The 15514-nt window shown below is 72.0% G+C and carries 17 protein-coding genes; 11 read left to right on the forward strand and 6 right to left on the reverse strand.

Annotation, left to right across the window (positions count from 1 at the left end):
* The first annotated feature begins 67 nt into the window (after positions 1-67).
* The 5 genes from ABD126_RS29580 (at position 68) to ABD126_RS29595 (ending at position 3204) form a co-directional block, all read left to right on the forward strand.
* Complete coding sequence (locus ABD126_RS29580) at positions 68-1066, forward strand: GlxA family transcriptional regulator (protein ID WP_425542901.1); 999 nt, start codon at positions 68-70, stop codon at positions 1064-1066.
* Positions 1067-1266: 200 nt separating this feature from the next.
* Complete coding sequence (locus ABD126_RS29585) at positions 1267-1866, forward strand: hypothetical protein (RefSeq protein ID WP_343937265.1); 600 nt, start codon at positions 1267-1269, stop codon at positions 1864-1866.
* Positions 1867-1869: 3 nt separating this feature from the next.
* A complete protein-coding gene (locus tag ABD126_RS38860; RefSeq protein WP_425542899.1) occupies positions 1870-2076 on the forward strand; it encodes a DddA-like double-stranded DNA deaminase toxin in 207 nt (68 codons plus the stop codon).
* Positions 2064-2513 (forward strand): Imm1 family immunity protein, encoded by a 450-nt coding sequence (locus tag ABD126_RS29590; protein ID WP_343937266.1) that lies wholly within the window; start codon positions 2064-2066, stop codon positions 2511-2513. Before ABD126_RS38860 ends, ABD126_RS29590 begins: the two co-directional genes overlap by 13 nt.
* A 217-nt stretch (positions 2514-2730) precedes the next feature.
* A complete protein-coding gene (locus tag ABD126_RS29595) occupies positions 2731-3204 on the forward strand; it encodes a GNAT family N-acetyltransferase (RefSeq protein ID WP_343937267.1) in 474 nt (157 codons plus the stop codon).
* Positions 3205-3235: 31 nt separating this feature from the next.
* On the opposite strand, the gene ABD126_RS29600 is transcribed toward ABD126_RS29595, so the two are convergent.
* The 3 genes from ABD126_RS29600 to ABD126_RS29610 are packed head-to-tail and all read right to left on the reverse strand — an operon-like array spanning position 3236 to position 5502.
* A complete protein-coding gene (locus ABD126_RS29600) occupies positions 3236-3481 on the reverse strand; it encodes a hypothetical protein (RefSeq protein ID WP_343937268.1) in 246 nt (81 codons plus the stop codon).
* Positions 3471-4016 (reverse strand): RNA polymerase sigma factor, encoded by a 546-nt coding sequence (locus ABD126_RS29605; RefSeq protein ID WP_343937269.1) that lies wholly within the window; start codon positions 4014-4016, stop codon positions 3471-3473. Before ABD126_RS29605 ends, ABD126_RS29600 begins: the two co-directional genes overlap by 11 nt.
* Positions 4009-5502 (reverse strand): sodium:solute symporter family protein, encoded by a 1494-nt coding sequence (locus tag ABD126_RS29610; RefSeq protein ID WP_343937270.1) that lies wholly within the window; start codon positions 5500-5502, stop codon positions 4009-4011. The genes ABD126_RS29605 and ABD126_RS29610 overlap by 8 nt, the downstream gene beginning before the upstream one ends.
* A 164-nt stretch (positions 5503-5666) precedes the next feature.
* Between ABD126_RS29610 and ABD126_RS29615 the strand changes: the two genes are divergently transcribed.
* The 3 genes from ABD126_RS29615 to ABD126_RS29625 all read left to right on the forward strand — a co-directional run bounded on the left by ABD126_RS29615 (position 5667) and on the right by ABD126_RS29625 (position 9462).
* A complete protein-coding gene (locus ABD126_RS29615; RefSeq protein WP_343937271.1) occupies positions 5667-5990 on the forward strand; it encodes a hypothetical protein in 324 nt (107 codons plus the stop codon).
* Positions 5991-6070: 80 nt separating this feature from the next.
* Positions 6071-8137, forward strand: a complete 2067-nt coding sequence (locus ABD126_RS29620) for a carbon starvation CstA family protein (RefSeq protein ID WP_343937272.1) — start codon at positions 6071-6073, stop codon at positions 8135-8137.
* A 200-nt stretch (positions 8138-8337) separates the two neighbouring features.
* Positions 8338-9462 carry an MBL fold metallo-hydrolase gene (locus ABD126_RS29625; RefSeq protein ID WP_343937273.1) on the forward strand — a complete coding sequence of 375 codons (1125 nt, stop codon included), beginning with the start codon at positions 8338-8340 and terminating at the stop codon, positions 9460-9462.
* Positions 9463-9520: 58 nt separating this feature from the next.
* Here the strand turns inward: ABD126_RS29625 and ABD126_RS29630 are convergent, their stop codons facing one another.
* A complete protein-coding gene (locus ABD126_RS29630) occupies positions 9521-10969 on the reverse strand; it encodes a caspase family protein (protein WP_343937274.1) in 1449 nt (482 codons plus the stop codon).
* Positions 10970-11116: 147 nt separating this feature from the next.
* The gene (locus ABD126_RS29635; protein WP_343937275.1) at positions 11117-11869 is read right to left on the reverse strand and encodes an alpha/beta fold hydrolase; all 753 of its coding nucleotides are present in this window, start codon (positions 11867-11869) and stop codon (positions 11117-11119) included.
* A gap of 71 nt (positions 11870-11940) precedes the next feature.
* Here ABD126_RS29635 and ABD126_RS29640 point away from each other — a divergent pair, with 71 nt between their 5' ends.
* Both ABD126_RS29640 and ABD126_RS29645 read left to right on the forward strand, forming a co-directional pair.
* On the forward strand, positions 11941-12540 hold the full coding sequence (locus ABD126_RS29640; protein WP_343937276.1) for a TetR/AcrR family transcriptional regulator: 600 nt from the start codon (positions 11941-11943) through the stop codon (positions 12538-12540).
* 37 nt (positions 12541-12577) lie between these two features.
* Positions 12578-12880: a carboxymuconolactone decarboxylase family protein gene (locus tag ABD126_RS29645; protein WP_343937277.1), complete on the forward strand. Its 303-nt coding sequence runs from the start codon at positions 12578-12580 to the stop codon at positions 12878-12880.
* Positions 12881-12980: 100 nt separating this feature from the next.
* Here the strand turns inward: ABD126_RS29645 and ABD126_RS29650 are convergent, their stop codons facing one another.
* Entirely contained in the window at positions 12981-13823 is an 843-nt protein-coding gene (locus ABD126_RS29650; RefSeq protein ID WP_343937278.1) for a universal stress protein, read from the reverse strand.
* A gap of 291 nt (positions 13824-14114) precedes the next feature.
* On the opposite strand from ABD126_RS29650, the gene ABD126_RS29655 reads away from it, so the two are divergent.
* The gene (locus ABD126_RS29655; protein WP_343937279.1) at positions 14115-15416 is read left to right on the forward strand and encodes a cation:proton antiporter; all 1302 of its coding nucleotides are present in this window, start codon (positions 14115-14117) and stop codon (positions 15414-15416) included.
* The last annotated feature ends 98 nt before the right edge of the window (positions 15417-15514 follow it).

A 15514-nucleotide genomic window follows, 5' to 3' on the forward strand; every position in this document is an offset into this window, starting at 1 on the left:
CCGCCCCGGCCAGTGGCACTGATGACGGCCATCACCAAATTCCTGCCATAGGATCGGCGGCATGAGCGTGGGAACCGTCGCCCTGGTCGTGCCCGACGAGATCGACCTCGTCTCGTGGGACCTGTACGAGCTGAGCATCCCCGCCACGGTCTTCGGCAAGCCCCAGCCCGACCTGGCCGACCCCTGGTACGAGCTGCGGCTGTGCGGGACCGGTGAGCGCTCCGGCGGCGCGGGGCCCGGCTTCGGGCTGCGCACCCCGTACGGCCTGGACGACCTGGTCGGCGCGGACACCGTCATCGTGGCGTCGGTGCCGGAGCTGTGCGTCGACGCGGCGGCTCCGGTGCCGGAGGCGCTGGTCACCGCGTTGCGCCGGGCGCACGACGCGGGCGCGCGGATGGTGTCGCTGTGCACCGGCGCGTTCGCCCTCGCCGAGGCGGGGTTGCTCGACGGCCGCCGCGCGACCGCGCACTGGATGCACACCGCCGCGCTGGCCGAGCGGTACCCGAAGGTGGACGTGGACGACTCGGTGCTGTACGTGGACGACGGCGACGTGCTCACCAGCGCGGGCATGACCGCGGGCCTGGACCTGTGCCTGCACCTGGTCCGCCGCGACCTGGGTCCGCACGTGGCCAACCAGCTGGCGCGCCGCATGGTCGTGCCGGCCCACCGCCCGGGCGGCCAGGCGCAGTTCATCGACCTGTCGGTGCCGGCGAGCGACGAACGCGGGTTGGCGCCCGTGCTGGACTGGGCGCGGGCCAACCTGGACCGGCCGCTGACCATCGGGGACCTGGCCCGCCGCGCGGCCGTCAGCCCGCGCACGTTCTACCGGCGGCTGCACGAGACCACCGGCACCACGCCCCTGCAATGGCTGCTCAACCAGCGCCTGGGGCGGGCGCAGACCCTGCTGGAGTCCACCGACCTGTCGGTGGAGAAGGTGGCGGAGCTGAGCGGCCTGGGCACGGCGAACAACCTGCGCCACCACTTCGTCAAGCAGATCGGCGTCTCACCGAGCGACTACCGCCGGGCGTTCCCCCGGGATGGGGCCCGGAATGTCGTACATCTGTGAGGGCAAGCCGGTGACCAGGTAACTTGGGGCCGACGTTCGGGGAAATCGCGGAACGGTACGTGGCTTCGCGCACGCGGGCCGGGCCGACACCAAGCGCGGTATCGGACCAACATCCGGGGCCGGATGGCGCGGGCTTGTGCCAGTGACTGTCGTACCCCTGTGCCACGCTGACCCCAAGGGGAGGGGGCGGTGTGGCGTCGGTGGACGACGTGGCGCGGCAGGTGTCCGCAGCCATCGACAAGGCGAGCGAGGCTCGGGACTCCCTGGCACAAGCGGATGACCTGGCGGAGGAAGCGCACGACGAACTAGCGGTGACGCTCAGGGGCGCACGATCCGATCTGTCATCGGACGTTGAGCACATCCTGGCCATGTTGATCAACGCGCGAGACGGTATGAGAGGCCTGTTCGGCATCCTCAACCGGGGCCGAGGAACGGCCGAGCGGTACTTGTCCACGCTGACGGGTGAGGGCACCCCGGAACAGGGCCCGGCCCCTCAGCGGCCCGCACAGCCTTCACAACAGTCAGCCAAGCACCAGCCAGCCTCGCCATTCCCGGCCCACCAGGCCGAACCGAGCGGACCGCCCGTGATCCCGCCGGAACGGGTCGAGGAACTACGCCGCGAACTACCCCCGCCCGTGGTGCCCAACAGCGGACAGAAAACCGTGGGCCGGTGGATCGGCCCCGACGGCACCGCCGAACCGATTCAAAGCGGGTTCGACCAGCGTTCCGCACTGGTGCAAAGCCAACTGGCGCGGATGGGACTTCCGGAAGGCTCCGGTCGATCCGGAGACGTGGAATAGAAGTTGGCCGCGTACATGGTGGCGAACGGAATCAAACACGCGACACTGATCATCAACCACCGGCCGTGTCGTGGGCGCGACGATTCCTGTGACACCCTTGTGCCGATCCTTCTCCCGGAAGGGTCCACGTTGACCGTGCACGGACAAACCGCCGGCGGCACCCGAACCCGCACCCGCTACACAGGAGGAGCCCAACCGTGGTGGACCTAGAGGCTTGGTACGACGAGGAGCAGGACGACGCCGTGGCCGTCCGCACCCCGGCCGAGCTGGACGCCGTGTTGGACGCCGTGGCCGCATGGGACGGCCGGATCATCGTGCACCTGAAACCGGCCCGGCCCGTGGACACGACCATGCGCCGAAAGACGCTCGACGTAGGCGTGCACGGCAACACCGGTCGGGGCGCACTCGTCTACACATCACCGGACGGCCTGTGGTTCAGCAAAGCCACGACCGACACGGACACCGGTCCGGAGGAACGAGTCCTGTACTACTACATGAACTCGGACACGGAGTACCCGGCGGACTCCGAAATCCCGCTGGACGTCGTGCGTCAGGCGGCACACGAGTACCTGGCCGCGGACGGGCAACGGCCGACCGCTCCCACCTGGCGGACACCACCCGCCTGGTACCCCACGGCGTCCCAGTAGCCCGGCGGGGTCCGCCGAGAGGTGCCGGTCCCGGCCGCTACGTCTCCCGGTTCACGTACCGCACGCGATCGGGTGCGCGATCCCGCCGGGCCGGCCTGCGAAAATGCCGCAGACCGCGATGACCATGGGCGATGCAGGTCAGACCGGAACTTGCGATTTTGTCGTACCCCGCTGATACGTTCGGCGCCCAACCGGAAATGATCAAAGGGGTAGGCCGATGACCGACGTGGCGCTGCGACCGATCGAGGACGCGGACCTCGACGTGCTGTTCGAGCAGATGCGTGATCCCGAGGCGGTGCGGATGGCCGCCTTCACGGCCAAGGACCCCGACGACCGCGAGGCGTTCGACCGCCACATGGTGAAGTTGCGGACATCCCCGGACATCACCACGCGCGCGGTGACCCACGAGGGCCGGCTGGTCGGCAGCATCGGCTGCTTCGTGATGGAAGGCGACACCGAGGTCACCTTCTGGATCGACCGCTCCGCGTGGGGGAAGGGCATCGCCAGCGAGGCTCTTGCGCTCTTCCTCGACACGGTGTCGGTCCGGCCGTTGTACGCCCGCGCCGCCAGCGACAACGCCGGATCGCTGAGGGTCCTGCGGAAGGCGGGCTTCACCACCGTCGGCACCGAGGTCTCCTACGCCAACGCCCGCGACGCCGAGATCGAGGAGACGGTGCTGCGCCTCGACTAGTCGCGGCCGGGGCGGGCGCGTGGGCCCGGGGTCAGCGTCGGGCGGGGTCCTCGAAGATGACGTGTTGGGTGGGGGAGGCGTCGCTGAGGGCCCACAGGGCGATGCCGTTGGCCGTCACCACCACGGCGGAGGCCAGCACGGCGACGACCAGGCGGCGGCGGCGCTCCTTGCGGCGCCAGCGGGCGCGGACCTCGCGGTAGGCGTCGGGGGAGGTGGTGACCTCGTCGGCCGCGCAGCGCAGCGCGTCCGCCAGCCTCTGTTCGCCGTCAGTGCCCACCGTCGGCCTCCAGCAGCGCGCCCAGCTTCGCCATGCCCCGCGCGGTGTGGGCCTTCACCGCGCCGGCGCTGATGCCCATCGCCTCGGCGATCTCCGCCTCCTTCAGCCCCAGCCAGTAGCGCAGCACCAGCGCTTCGCGCTGGCGGGCGGGCAGCTCGCGCAGCGCGTCGAGCAGGGCCCGCTGGTCGTCCCGGACCAGGGCCTGCGCCTCGGCCGAGTCGACGTCCTCGCGCACCCACTCCACGTGCTTGCGCACCACCTGGAGGTGGCGCACCCGCATGCGGACCAGGTTCACGATGACCGCTCGCAAGTAGGGTAGCGCCGATTGCGTCGATCGGAGCTTGCGCCAGTTGCGGTGCAGCTCGCAGAACGCGTCCGCGACCACGTCCTCGGCCTCGGACTCCGCGCCCAGCAGCGTCGCCAGCCGCACCAGTTCCAGGTGGTGGCGGTGGAACACCTCCGACAGCGCGGCCTCCCGGTCGGCGTCGCGCGCCGCCAGGGTCTCGACGGTGTCGGGCTCGCGCGGGTCAGCCACTGCGCCGGGCCCGGTCGACCAGGGCGCTCACCGCGACGGCGACGACGAGGTTGGCGGCCAGCGCGACCAGCGCCGCGTACACCTGCAAGCCACCGATCACCACCACGGCCGAGAAGCCGCCGGTGGTCACCAGCAGCGTGCCCGACAGCATCCCCACCGCCCAGCCCGCGAGCAGGCCGGGCGCGGTCAACAGCCGCCCCACCGGGCCGAGCGCGACGGCGGCGAAAGTTTGCAGGACCCACACCCCGCCCAGCAGTTGCAGGTTGATCGTGTCCTGGGCGGGCAGCAGCACGGCGAAGCTCAGCGCCCCGAACTTGACCAGCAGCGACACCACCCGGGCGATCCCGTTCTGCGCCTTCGGGGTGGTGTTGGGGTTGACGTACTCGACGTAGACGTTGCGGGTGAACAGCATGGCCGCCGCCACCGACATGACCGACGCCGGCACCAGCGCCCCGATGGCCAGCGCGCCGAACACCAACCCGGCCGCCCACCCCGGCATCAGCCGTTCGACCAGCATCGGCACCGCCAACTCCGCCCGGCCTTCCCCGGCCACGATGCCCATCCCGTGCGCGGCCACGCCGAGCAGCGCGAACAGGCCGAGCACCGCGGTCCACCCGAGCAACGCCATCGAGTTGCGCCGCAGCACCCCCTCACCGCGCGCGGCGAACGCGGCGGTCAGCACGTGCGGGTACACCAGCAGCGCCAGCGCGGACCCGACCGCCAGGCTCACGTACGCGCTGGACAGCCCCGGGCCGAGGTGGGTGGTGACGACCCCGCCGTCCACGCCCGCCACGACGTCCTGCGGACCGCCGGCCCGTCGCTCGGCCTCGCCGAACACGTCGGCCGGGTCGCCCAGCAGCACCACGACCACCACGATCGCCGCGAACACGAGCACGCCCTTGAAGAACGCGATCACGGCCGCGGCGCGCAGCCCGTTGCGGTAGGTCGCCACCGCCAGCACGGCGAACACCAGCGCCAGCAGCAGGTCGCCGACCACGCCCGCCGGGTAGACGCCGAGCACGACCAGCACGGTCCGGATGCCGAGCAGTTGCAGCGCGACGTACGGCATCGTGACCAGGATGCCGGTCAGCGCGACGGCCAGCGCGAGCCCGGGGGAGTCGTAGCGCACGCGCACCACGTCGGCGATCGTCACCGCGCCCACGTCGCGCGCCTCCCGCCACAGCCTGGGCAGCAGCCAGAACGCCAGCGGGTAGACGATGACCGTGTACGGAAGGGCGAAGAAACCGATGGCTCCCTGCGCGTAAACCACGCCGGGCACGGCCAGGAACGTGTAAGCGGTGTAGATCGTGCCGCCCATCAGGAACCACGTCGTGACCGTGCCGAACCGGCGGCCGGCCAGCGCCCACTCGGTCGGCGTGGGCAGCACGTCGGCGCGGCGGAACCAGCGGGCGGTCACGGCCAGCGCCGAGGCCAGCACGAGCACGGCCGCGAAGCCGAGCAGCGCGGGCACGTCGAGTCCGGTCACGGCCGATCCTCCGGGGTCGCACGGCGCACGGGCCGACAACATACGCGACACGAATTTCGGCATGTGTGTAAACCGAACGGGTGAGCTGCGCAACTCATGGGTGACGCAGGCCCACGAGCAGGAGGTGCGACGGTGCACCAGGCAGTGCCCCGGCAGGGGGCGTTGTGACCTTCCGACTGGACACTTCGGCGCGCGAGGCCCTGCGCCCGGACGAGGTGGTGCTCGTCGACTGGCACGTGACGGGCCTGTGCTGCGCGGATTCCGGCGAGTTCTCGGTGCGCGCGCTGCGCCGGGCCCGCCTGCCCGCGCGGGCGCGCCCGCTGGACGCGACCCCGTCCGGGGCGGTCTACGCCCACCCGACCGCCGCCGCCCACCTGGCCGGGCGCGACGTGGCGGTGCGCTGCCGGCGGGTCGGCCCGATCCGCTGGTTCACCACCGACCTGCCACCCGACGCGGGCCTGCGCGCCTGCATGGGCCGACTGGCCTAGCCCTTCCCGGACACTGACCGTCGCCTGTGGACAGTCGGCGCGATGACGCACGCCCTTTTCCGCCCTGTTGAAGGAGATCCATGAACGTGAAGAAGATCGCGGTGTGGTCCGCGGTCGCGATCGTCGGCGCCGTCGCCTGGGCGGTGCTGGCGCTGTCGCGGGGGGAGGAGGTGTCCGCGGTCTGGCTGGTCGCCGCGGCGCTGGGCTCCTACGCGATCGCCTACCGCTTCTACGCCCGGTTCATCGCGCGGCGCGTGCTGCGCGTGGACGACACGCGCGCCACGCCCGCCGAACGGCTGGACGACGGCGTCGACTACCAGCCCACCGACCGGCGGGTCCTGTTCGGACACCACTTCGCCGCGATCGCCGGCGCCGGACCCCTGGTCGGGCCGGTGCTGGCCGCCCAGATGGGGTACCTGCCCGGCACGATCTGGATCATCGTCGGCGTGATCTTCGCGGGCGCCGTGCAGGACATGGTGACGCTGTTCTTCTCGATGCGGCGCGACGGCCGCAGCCTCGGGCAGATGGCCCGCGACGAGATCGGCCCGGTGGGCGGCGCGGCTGCGCTGGTGGGCGTGTTCGCCATCATGATCATCCTGCTGGCGGTGCTGGCGCTGGTCGTGGTGAACGCGCTGGCGAAGTCGCCGTGGGGGACGTTCTCCATCGCGATGACCATCCCGATCGCGTTGTTCATGGGCTTCTACCAGCGGGTGCTCCGGCCCGGCCGGGTGCTGGAGACCAGCGTGATCGGCGTGGCGCTGCTGCTGGTCGCGATCGTGGCGGGCGGCTGGGTGCAGTCGTCGAGCTGGGCGGCGTTCTTCACGCTGGAGCCCAAGACGCTCGTGCTGTGGCTGGTGGGCTACGGGTTCGTCGCGTCGGTGCTGCCGGTGTGGATGCTGCTCGCGCCGCGCGACTACCTGTCGACGTTCATGAAGGTCGGCACGATCGTGCTGCTCGCGGTCGGCGTGCTGGTGACGACGCCGGTGCTCAAGACGCCGGCGTTCACGGAGTTCGCGTTCAGCGGCACCGGGCCGGTGTTCGCCGGGTCGCTGTTCCCGTTCGTGTTCATCACGATCGCGTGCGGCGCGCTGTCGGGCTTCCACTCGCTGGTCGCCTCCGGCACGACGCCGAAGCTGATCCAGAAGGAGTCGCAGGTCCGGCTCATCGGCTACGGGGCGATGCTGGCGGAGTCGTTCGTCGCGGTCATGGCCCTGATCGCGGCGTGCCTGCTCGACCCGGGCCTGTACTTCGCGATGAACTCGCCCGCCGGGGTGGTCGGCACGACGGTGCAGTCGGCGTCGGCGGCCGTGGGGCAGCTGGGCTTCACGATCACGCCCGAGCAGTTGCAGTCCGCGGCGGCGGCCGTGCAGGAATCGACCCTCGTGGCCCGGACCGGTGGCGCGCCGACGTTCGCGGTGGGCATGTCGGAGATCTTCTCCGGCATGATCGGCGGTGACGCGATGAAGGCGTTCTGGTACCACTTCGCGATCATGTTCGAGGCGCTGTTCATCCTGACCACGGTGGACGCGGGCACGCGGGTCGGCCGGTTCATGCTCCAGGACGCGCTGGGCAACGTGTGGAAGCCGTTCGCCCGGGTCTCGTGGCGGCCGGGCCTGTGGATCACCAGCGCGCTGGTCGTGCTGGCGTGGGGCTACTTCCTGTACGTGGGCGTGAGCGACCCGTTGGGCGGCATCAACCAGCTGTTCCCGCTGTTCGGTATCGCGAACCAGCTGCTGGCGGCCATCGCGTTGACGGTGTGCACGACGTTGCTGATCAAGAGCGGCCGGCTGAAGTGGGTGTGGGTGACGGCCGTGCCGCTGGCCTGGGACGCGGCGGTGACGCTGACCGCGAGCTGGCAGAAGGTGTTCAGCGCGGACCCGAAGCTCGGGTTCTTCGCGCAGCGCGAGAAGTACGCCGCTGCGCTGGAGAACGGCCAGGTGCTGGCGCCGGCGAAGAACGCGGACCAGATGCAGTCCATCATCACCAACTCCACTGTGGACGGTGTGCTGGCGGCCGTCTTCGCGCTGCTGGTGGTGATCGTGCTGGTGGACGCGATCCGCGTGTGGGTCCGCACGATCCGCGGCGGGGACACCGCGAGCACCGAAGTTCCTTATGTGGCTTCGAAGTTGGTGTTGTCCGGACGTTGACGGTGTTGCGTGCGTCCGACCGGGAACCCCGGTCGGACGCACGCTAGGTTCGGCTCGTCCGGGATCATCGCCCACGGGGGCGGCGAGGGTTGATACTTTCGTCACGATAATTTCAGTGCATACTGAATTGCAGCTTGTTCCGTCTCCTCTACGCTCATGACAAGCGCCCGGAGGCGTTGGGTCGAGGGGGGAGTGGGCAAGTGCACGAAGAGGACGGACGGACGTACACCTACTTCGCGTGGGTGGACTGGGGGAACACAGCGGACGACCCGACCGGGTTGCTGCGGACCTGGGAGGCTCCCAGCGGCATCGAACGGGAGCAGCGCTACCTTCCGGGCACCGGCTGGCAGCCGAGCTACGTCCGCGAGGACTGGCACCGGGGACGTCAGGACGGCAGGTTCGACCGCATCGACCTGGCCACCGCCGAGCGGATCATCCAGCGCTGGGAACAGCGTCGCACCGAGCCTGAGCCGGGCAGCGCGGTCACGTCGCTCGGCGTCCCGCGCCTCCGGCTCGGCGCGACCGAGGTCATCGCCCTTGCCGACGCTGAAGGCCCGTTCTTCTCCCCGCGCGTCGAGGCGTTCCCCGACGCCACGGCCGCGCAGTGGGCCGAGGCCGACCGCTACGACCCGGGCTCGGTCGACGCGGAGGGCCGCTGGTGGCTGCGGTTCCGGGCGTTCGCGATCCGCAGCGACAAGGGCGTCACCGTCGTGGACGCCGGGATCGGGCCCGCGGACAGTCCGGCTGCCTCGTGGGCCCCCGTGCCCGGCGTGCTCCCCGAGTCGCTCGCCGCGGCGGGCATCGACCCGGCCGAGGTGGACACGGTGGTGATCACGCACCTGCACACCGACCACGTCGGGTGGGCGGTCGTGTCCGAGGCGGCCGTTCCGTCCGGTGGCGGCGCACCGGGCGACCGCCGCCCCTATTTCCCGAACGCCGACTACCTGCTCCAGCGGGCCGAGTTCGAGGCCATCGACGTGCTCAACCCGCAACTGCGCGAGGCGTTGACCGATCCGCTCCAGGCCGCCGGACGGCTGCGCCTGCTCGACGGGGACACGCCGCTGCGCGCCGGCCGCACGGTCGCCACACCGGGTCACACGCCCGGCCATCAGAGCGTGCTGGTCGCCGATGGGCGCGACCTGGTGCTCATCACGGGCGACCTCCTGGTGCACGCGCTGCAACTGCTCCACCCCGAGCTGGCCTACGCGCACGAGATGGACCCCGAGGCGGCCAGGCACTCGCGGAAACGCATGTTCAGCCGCGGGGCCGGCACCACGCTGCACCTGGCGACACCGCACCTGACGGAGCCGTTCGTCTCGGCGTGATTGTGCGGATGCGGTCGTCGCGGAGTCGGGCGGGCCTCGGGTCCGCCCGACCGGCCGGTTACGGCTGTGGTGGTCGCGGGTCGAACTCCTGCGCGTGGGTCTTCCTCAGGTCTTGGACGCCGTGGACGAGGTGGGCGAAGAGGGCGTCGTTGACCAGTGAGACGGGCTGGCTGGGCAGTACGCGCGTGTTGTCCGCGAAGTCGATGGTCAGCCTGGACTTGCGTTCGAACGCGGTGAACATGTCCTCGGCGTACAGCTCCTGGGAGATTTCGACTGTCACCCGCAGCGCGCCCACGTCGCGGTAGGGCACCGTGGTCCACCCGCCGGCGTGCAGCGCTATCTCCTCGGTGGTGAAGAACGCCCAGGCCCGCCGCCCGGGTAGCAGGGAGTTGCGCAGCAGCACCCTGGCCAGCACGGCCGCGGTCGACCGGACGCGTCCGCGCAGGCGCAGTGCGGCGGCGTCCGAGGCGAGGGGCGGGCTGTCGGCGAGCAGGCGTCCGTTGTCGCGGAGCAGGGTCCGCAGGCCTTCGGTGAAGGTGGTGGGCTCGGGTCGGTGCGCCAGGACGTAGGCGTCGACCTGTTCCCGGTCGTAGCCGGTCGCGCCGCGACCGACGATCGGGAAGAACGGGGCGGTCGGGGCCGGGGACGCGGCCATCGCGGCGGTCAGTTCGACGATGCCGGTGTTGACCTGCTGGACGTCGTACCCCGCGGTCACGGTCCGCCAGGTGCGGATGATGCCCGGCAGCGCGCCGTCGGGTCGGGCGGGATCGGGCGTGACCACGACCCGGCCCGGGTTGCGGGCCAGCACGAGTGCGCCTTCGGCGGCGTACGCCCACCGTTGGGGGGTTTGGTCGCCTCCGCCGGCGGCGACGTGCTCGGAGGCGTAGAGGAACGCTTCGTCCACGGTGACGTACCCGTCGCCGTCGCGATCGGCGCGACCGGTGCGCAGCCCGTCGACCAGTCCCGCGGTGAAGACCGACCGGACCGGCGCGTCGGTGACCAGTGTGGTTCCCTCGAAGGAGTACTCCCAGGCCCGTGAGGCGGTCAGCACGACCCGGCCTCGGCCGTTGCCGAGGAACCGGCGGTCGAGGTCCACCTCGGTTCCGCCCTTGGTCGCGGCGTAGGCGCCGCCGAAGCAGCAGTCCAGGATCACGACCTGGTCGGCCGGGCAGTCCTCCAGCCGTTCGCGCAGCCAGTCCGCCTCCACGGACGTGGACGCGGGCAGGTCGCGGTCGGTGTCGGTGGTGGCCAGGTACAGCCGGCCGCGCCGATCGAGTATGCCGTGGCAGGACAGGTAGACCACGACGAGCTCGCCCGCGGTTCGGGCCGCGAGGTGCCGTTCGACCTCCACTTTCACCTCGTGGTGCGGGCGGTCGACCAGGCGTCGTACGGAGAACCCGCCGATGCGTGGGTCTTCGAGGACGTCGGCCATGTCGGCGGCGTCGTGGGCGGGTGCGCGCAGGCGGCGCAGCGTGGGGTCGGCGTACTCGCCCGTGGCCACGATCACGGCAGAGCGAGCGCCTTCCGTCGCCACCGTCCACACCCCACCGCTCGTGCCGCGCCGAACCCGGGCTGCGAGCTTATTCGCGATGTTGGTCGCGGCGGTGGGATTCGGAGGACATCGGCGGGCGACGCGGGGAAACCCGCACGCCGCTCAGCGATCGCCCGCCGCCGACCCCGTCGTCCGCTGAGCACGCGCACCGTGCGCGGGTGCCTGCCACTCGGCGGTGATGCCGGCGATGGCCCAGGCCAGCGCCACGGGTTGGTCGCGGGCGACGAGGTGTCCGGCGTCGGGGATGCGGGCGACCGTGGCGTGCGGGGCCAGGCGCCGCAACCGTTCGACGTCGTCGTCGGTGATCGACGACCCGTCGTCGCCGCGGACGAGCAGGACGGGAAGGTGGAGTCCCGCGGTGATCCTCCGCAGGGCCGGCACCCGGGCGAGGATGTCGTCGACGAGGTCGGCGTAGGTGCCGGACCGTCCGTGAGTGGCGAGGAAGTTCCGGACCCGGTGCGGTTCGAGGTCGGGTACGACGTCCACGAGCACCAGGCCGGCCACCTTCGTCCGCACCGCGGGTTCGCCCAGGGCGGCGATGGCGGCGAGCCCGCCCAGCGAGGCGCCGACGACCACGCACCCCCGTGGTTCGGCGCGGATCATGGCGGCGATGTCGTCCGCGTAGGGCTGCAGTGCCCGCGGTGCGCCGCTGCTGTCACCATGGCCGCGCAGGTCGAAGGCCACGCACCGCAACCCCGCCGGGACGAGGACGTCGACGACCGGCCGCCACACCCGGCGACGCTCACCGCCGGCGTGGAGGAGCAGCACGGTCGGCCCGACGCCCACCTCCTCCCCGTGCAGGACCGCGTCGGGACGGGTGATCCGCCGTGCCCGGTGAGCGGTGGCGTCGGCCATCTCGCCTCCCCGACCTTGTGCTGTCAAGGCAACCCCACCGTACCTTGGCCCTGCAAGGTATGGTCGGCCCCGTGACAGGTCCCAGGGTGCGTCGTCCTCCGGACGAGGCGAGGCGCGTGATCCTGGACGCCGCCGAGAGGCTGCTGGCCGAAGGTGGTGTGGCCGCCGTTCAGGTCCGGGTCGTCGCGGCTCGCGTCGGCATGACCGACGCTGGGGTCAACCACCACTTCGGCGGGCGTGACGGACTTCTGGAAGCGCTGTTGCGCCACGGTGGGCGGAAGGTCCGGGCCGGGGTGCACGAGGTGCTGCGTTCGTGGCTCGACCGTGGTGCCGACCTCGCCGACCTGGTCGACGGCCTGGCGGTGTTCTACCGCCGTGGTTACGGCGAACTGGCCGTGGCGCTGCACGGCGCCGGCTGGCGGGACGAGGGATCGGGGATGCTCGACCCGGTGGTGGAGGTGCTGCACGCGCTGCGACCCGATGCGGCGGCCGTCCCCGTGGAGGACACCCGCCTCGCCGTGGCCGCCCTGCACCAGGCCCTCGCCACCGAGCCCCTGTACGGCTCGGCGTTCCGCCGCAGCGCCGGGCTCACCGGCGAGGCTGCCACCACTTCCGAGCCGCAGTTGCGCTGGTGGGCCACGCACCTCGCCCGTTGCCTGGGTCTTGCCTAGCGCTTCACTTCGCGTCGCGTGTGCACGGAAGCAACGGGTGTCGGCGCACACCTACATCGCCACCAACGTCGCCAAGCTCGACGCCGGCGAAGCCGATCGCGCCCGCACCGGCCTGGCCACCGACACCACGGCGCAGGCCGCGCTCACCCTCGCCGCCGAGATCCTGCGCACGCGGGGCGGCGTCGAGGACGCCGACTTGAAGGCCGCTCGGGAAGCGGGCCTCACCGACGGCGAGATCGCCGAGGTCGTCGCCCACGTCGCCCTGAACGTGTTGACCAACTACCTCAACAAGGTGGCCGACACCGACATCGACTGGCCCGTCATCCGCCACAACCACTGATCGCGGAGCGGGTCGGTCTCCAGCAACAACGCCACCTCGTGGGCCGCCAGGCTCTGGTGGGCGGCGGAGGAGGGGAGCGCCGGCGGGGAAACCGGCGTGGTCAGCACGTCGCCTCGCCCCGCACGGTCGGCGAAGTCCGCTGGTCGGACCGCTGCGCATCACCCGAGTGGGTGATCATGACGGGGCAGTGGGCGTGCTGGGTGCAGTGCTCGCCGGTGGAGCCCAGCAGCGTCCCGGCCAGCGGGCCGTGCCCGCGCGAGCCCAGCACGAGCAGGTCGGCCCCGGTGCTGTGCCGGACCAGCACGTCGGTGGCGCGGCCGTGTTCGACGACGGGTGTGCCCGGGACGCCGGTCGCCGCGAGGTCGGCGGTGAGGAGCCGGTCGCCCCACTCGGCGAGTTGCTCGGCGGTCGGGGTCAGCAGTTCGGCGCCGGTGTGGTCCCAGTGCACGGCGTTCACCACGACCAGGGTCGCGTCGCGCAGCGCGGCTTCCTCGGCCGCGACGCGCAGCGCCCGGCGGCCGTGGTCGGAACCGTCCACGCCCACGACGACCCGTCGACGCAGCGGCGCCCGCTCGAACCCGGGGCGCACCACGACCACCGGGCACGGCGCGTGTGCCAGGCAGGCTCGGCTGACCGATCCGAGCACGAGCCCGGTGAGCCGGCCCCGTCCGCGCGACCCGACCACGAGCAGGTCCGCGTCCGCGGCGGCGGCGATCAGTTCGGCGGCGGGGTCGCCGCGCAGCCGGCGCGTGACGACCGGGACACCGCCGGCGGCCTCCTCCCCGGAAGGCCGTGCCTGCCCCGCGCTGGAGAGGCCGTGTCGGTCCAGGACCGTGCACGCGACCAGTTCCGCGCCGCGCAGCCGTGCTTCCCCGGCCGCCCAGGCGAGCGCCGCCGTCGCGGCGGGGGAGTCGTCGACGCCGACGATGACGCGGTCAACCATGACCCGGCACCCCCTCACGTGGTTCCGCCGGCCCGGCGTGACCGGTGCCTGGCGGGGGCGAGTGGTCCCAGGCTGCCCGTGGCGGTGGACCTCGGGTCAGGGCAGGAGGTCACCACCGGCCCGGGACCTGCGACCTCCGGGCCGCGGATCCGCGAAGCCGGCGGCGACACCGGTCGTGCGGCCGAACGCGCCGGGTGGCGCTCCGCACGCGACATCGGGTGGTCGGCGCCCGGGATCGGGTACCCGACGTCGGCGGGTCCGGTGTGGACCGGGCCGGAGAGGAGCCGTTTCGTGGGTGGGACCGCCCTGGCCTACGCCGGTGTCGGGGTCGCGACGCTGCTGGCCGCGTTGTTGCCGCGGGTGCTGGGCAGGTTGCCGGTGTCGATGCCGATGGTGTTCCTGGCCGCGGGCGCGGTCACGTTCGCCGTCGTGGGGTCGTTGCCCGACCCGGACCCGGTCCGGTACGGCGTGGCCACGCTGCACCTGACGGAGCTGTGCGTGATCGTGTCGCTGATGGGCGCGGGGTTGGCGCTCAACCGGCCGGTGGGGCTGCGGCGCTGGTCCACGACGTGGCGGTTGCTGGCCGTGACGATGCCGCTGTCGGTGGTGGCGGTCGGGGTGCTGGGGTGGGGCGTCCTGGGCTGGGGCGTGGCGTCGGCGGTGCTGCTGGCGGCGGTGGTCGCGCCGACCGACCCGGTGCTGGCGAGCGAGGTCCAGGTGGCCGAGCCCGCGGAGGACCCGGACGACCCGGGCTCGACCGAGGACGAGGCGCGGTTCGCGCTGACCTCCGAGGCCGGGCTCAACGACGGGTTGGCGTTCCCGTTCACCTACGCCGCCATCGCGATCAGCGTGGTCGGGGCCGCGCCGGGGGAGTGGTTGCCGCACTGGCTGGCCGTGGACGTGCTGTGGCGGCTGGGGTGCGGTCTGCTGGTCGGCCTGCTGACCGGGTGGGCGTTGCGGGCGTTGTTCTTCTCCGCGCCGTCGGAGAAGTTCCGGTTGGCCGAGCACGCGGAGGGTTTCGTCGCGTTGGCCTGCACGTTCCTGGCCTATGGTCTGACCGAGTTGGCCGAGGGGTACGGGTTCATCGCGGTGTTCGTGTGCGCGTGCACGATCCGGGCGGGTGAGCGGTCCCACGGGTACCACCGCGTGCTGCACCAGTACGTCGAGCAGCTCGAACGCATGCTGACGGTGTTGATCATCTTTCTGTTGGGTGGGGCGGTGGTCACCGGGCTGCTGGTCGGCACGGGGTGGCGCGAGGTGCTGGTGGCCGTGGCGGTGCTGCTGGTGGTGCGCCCGTTGACCGGCCTGGTCGGCTTGGCGCGCGGCGGGACCGGTCCGCGGGAGCGGCTGGTCATCTCGTTCTTCGGCGTGCGCGGGATCGGGTCGCTGTTCTACGTCGCCTACGCCCTCGACGCCGGCGACTTCGCCGACGCCCGAGCCATCTGGCGGGTCGTCGCGTTGGTGGTGGTCGGGTCGATCCTGCTGCACGGCGTCACCGCGACCCCGGCCATCCGGCTGCTGGACCGCACCCGGGCCCGCGCGGCCCGCGCCCGGCACGGCGACGAGGGCCAAGCACCCCGGACCCCGGTGTGAGCGATCGTCGCTCGCGGGAACGGTCAGTGGCTCGCGCTGAGTTCGCCGGTGAGCCTGCGCGTCAACGACGTGGAGGAGCGTGTCCGCGGGGCGGTTGA

Origin of the sequence: Saccharothrix mutabilis subsp. mutabilis (genome assembly GCF_039521145.1) — a bacterium.
GTDB classification, from domain to species: Bacteria; Actinomycetota; Actinomycetes; order Mycobacteriales; family Pseudonocardiaceae; genus Actinosynnema; species Actinosynnema mutabilis.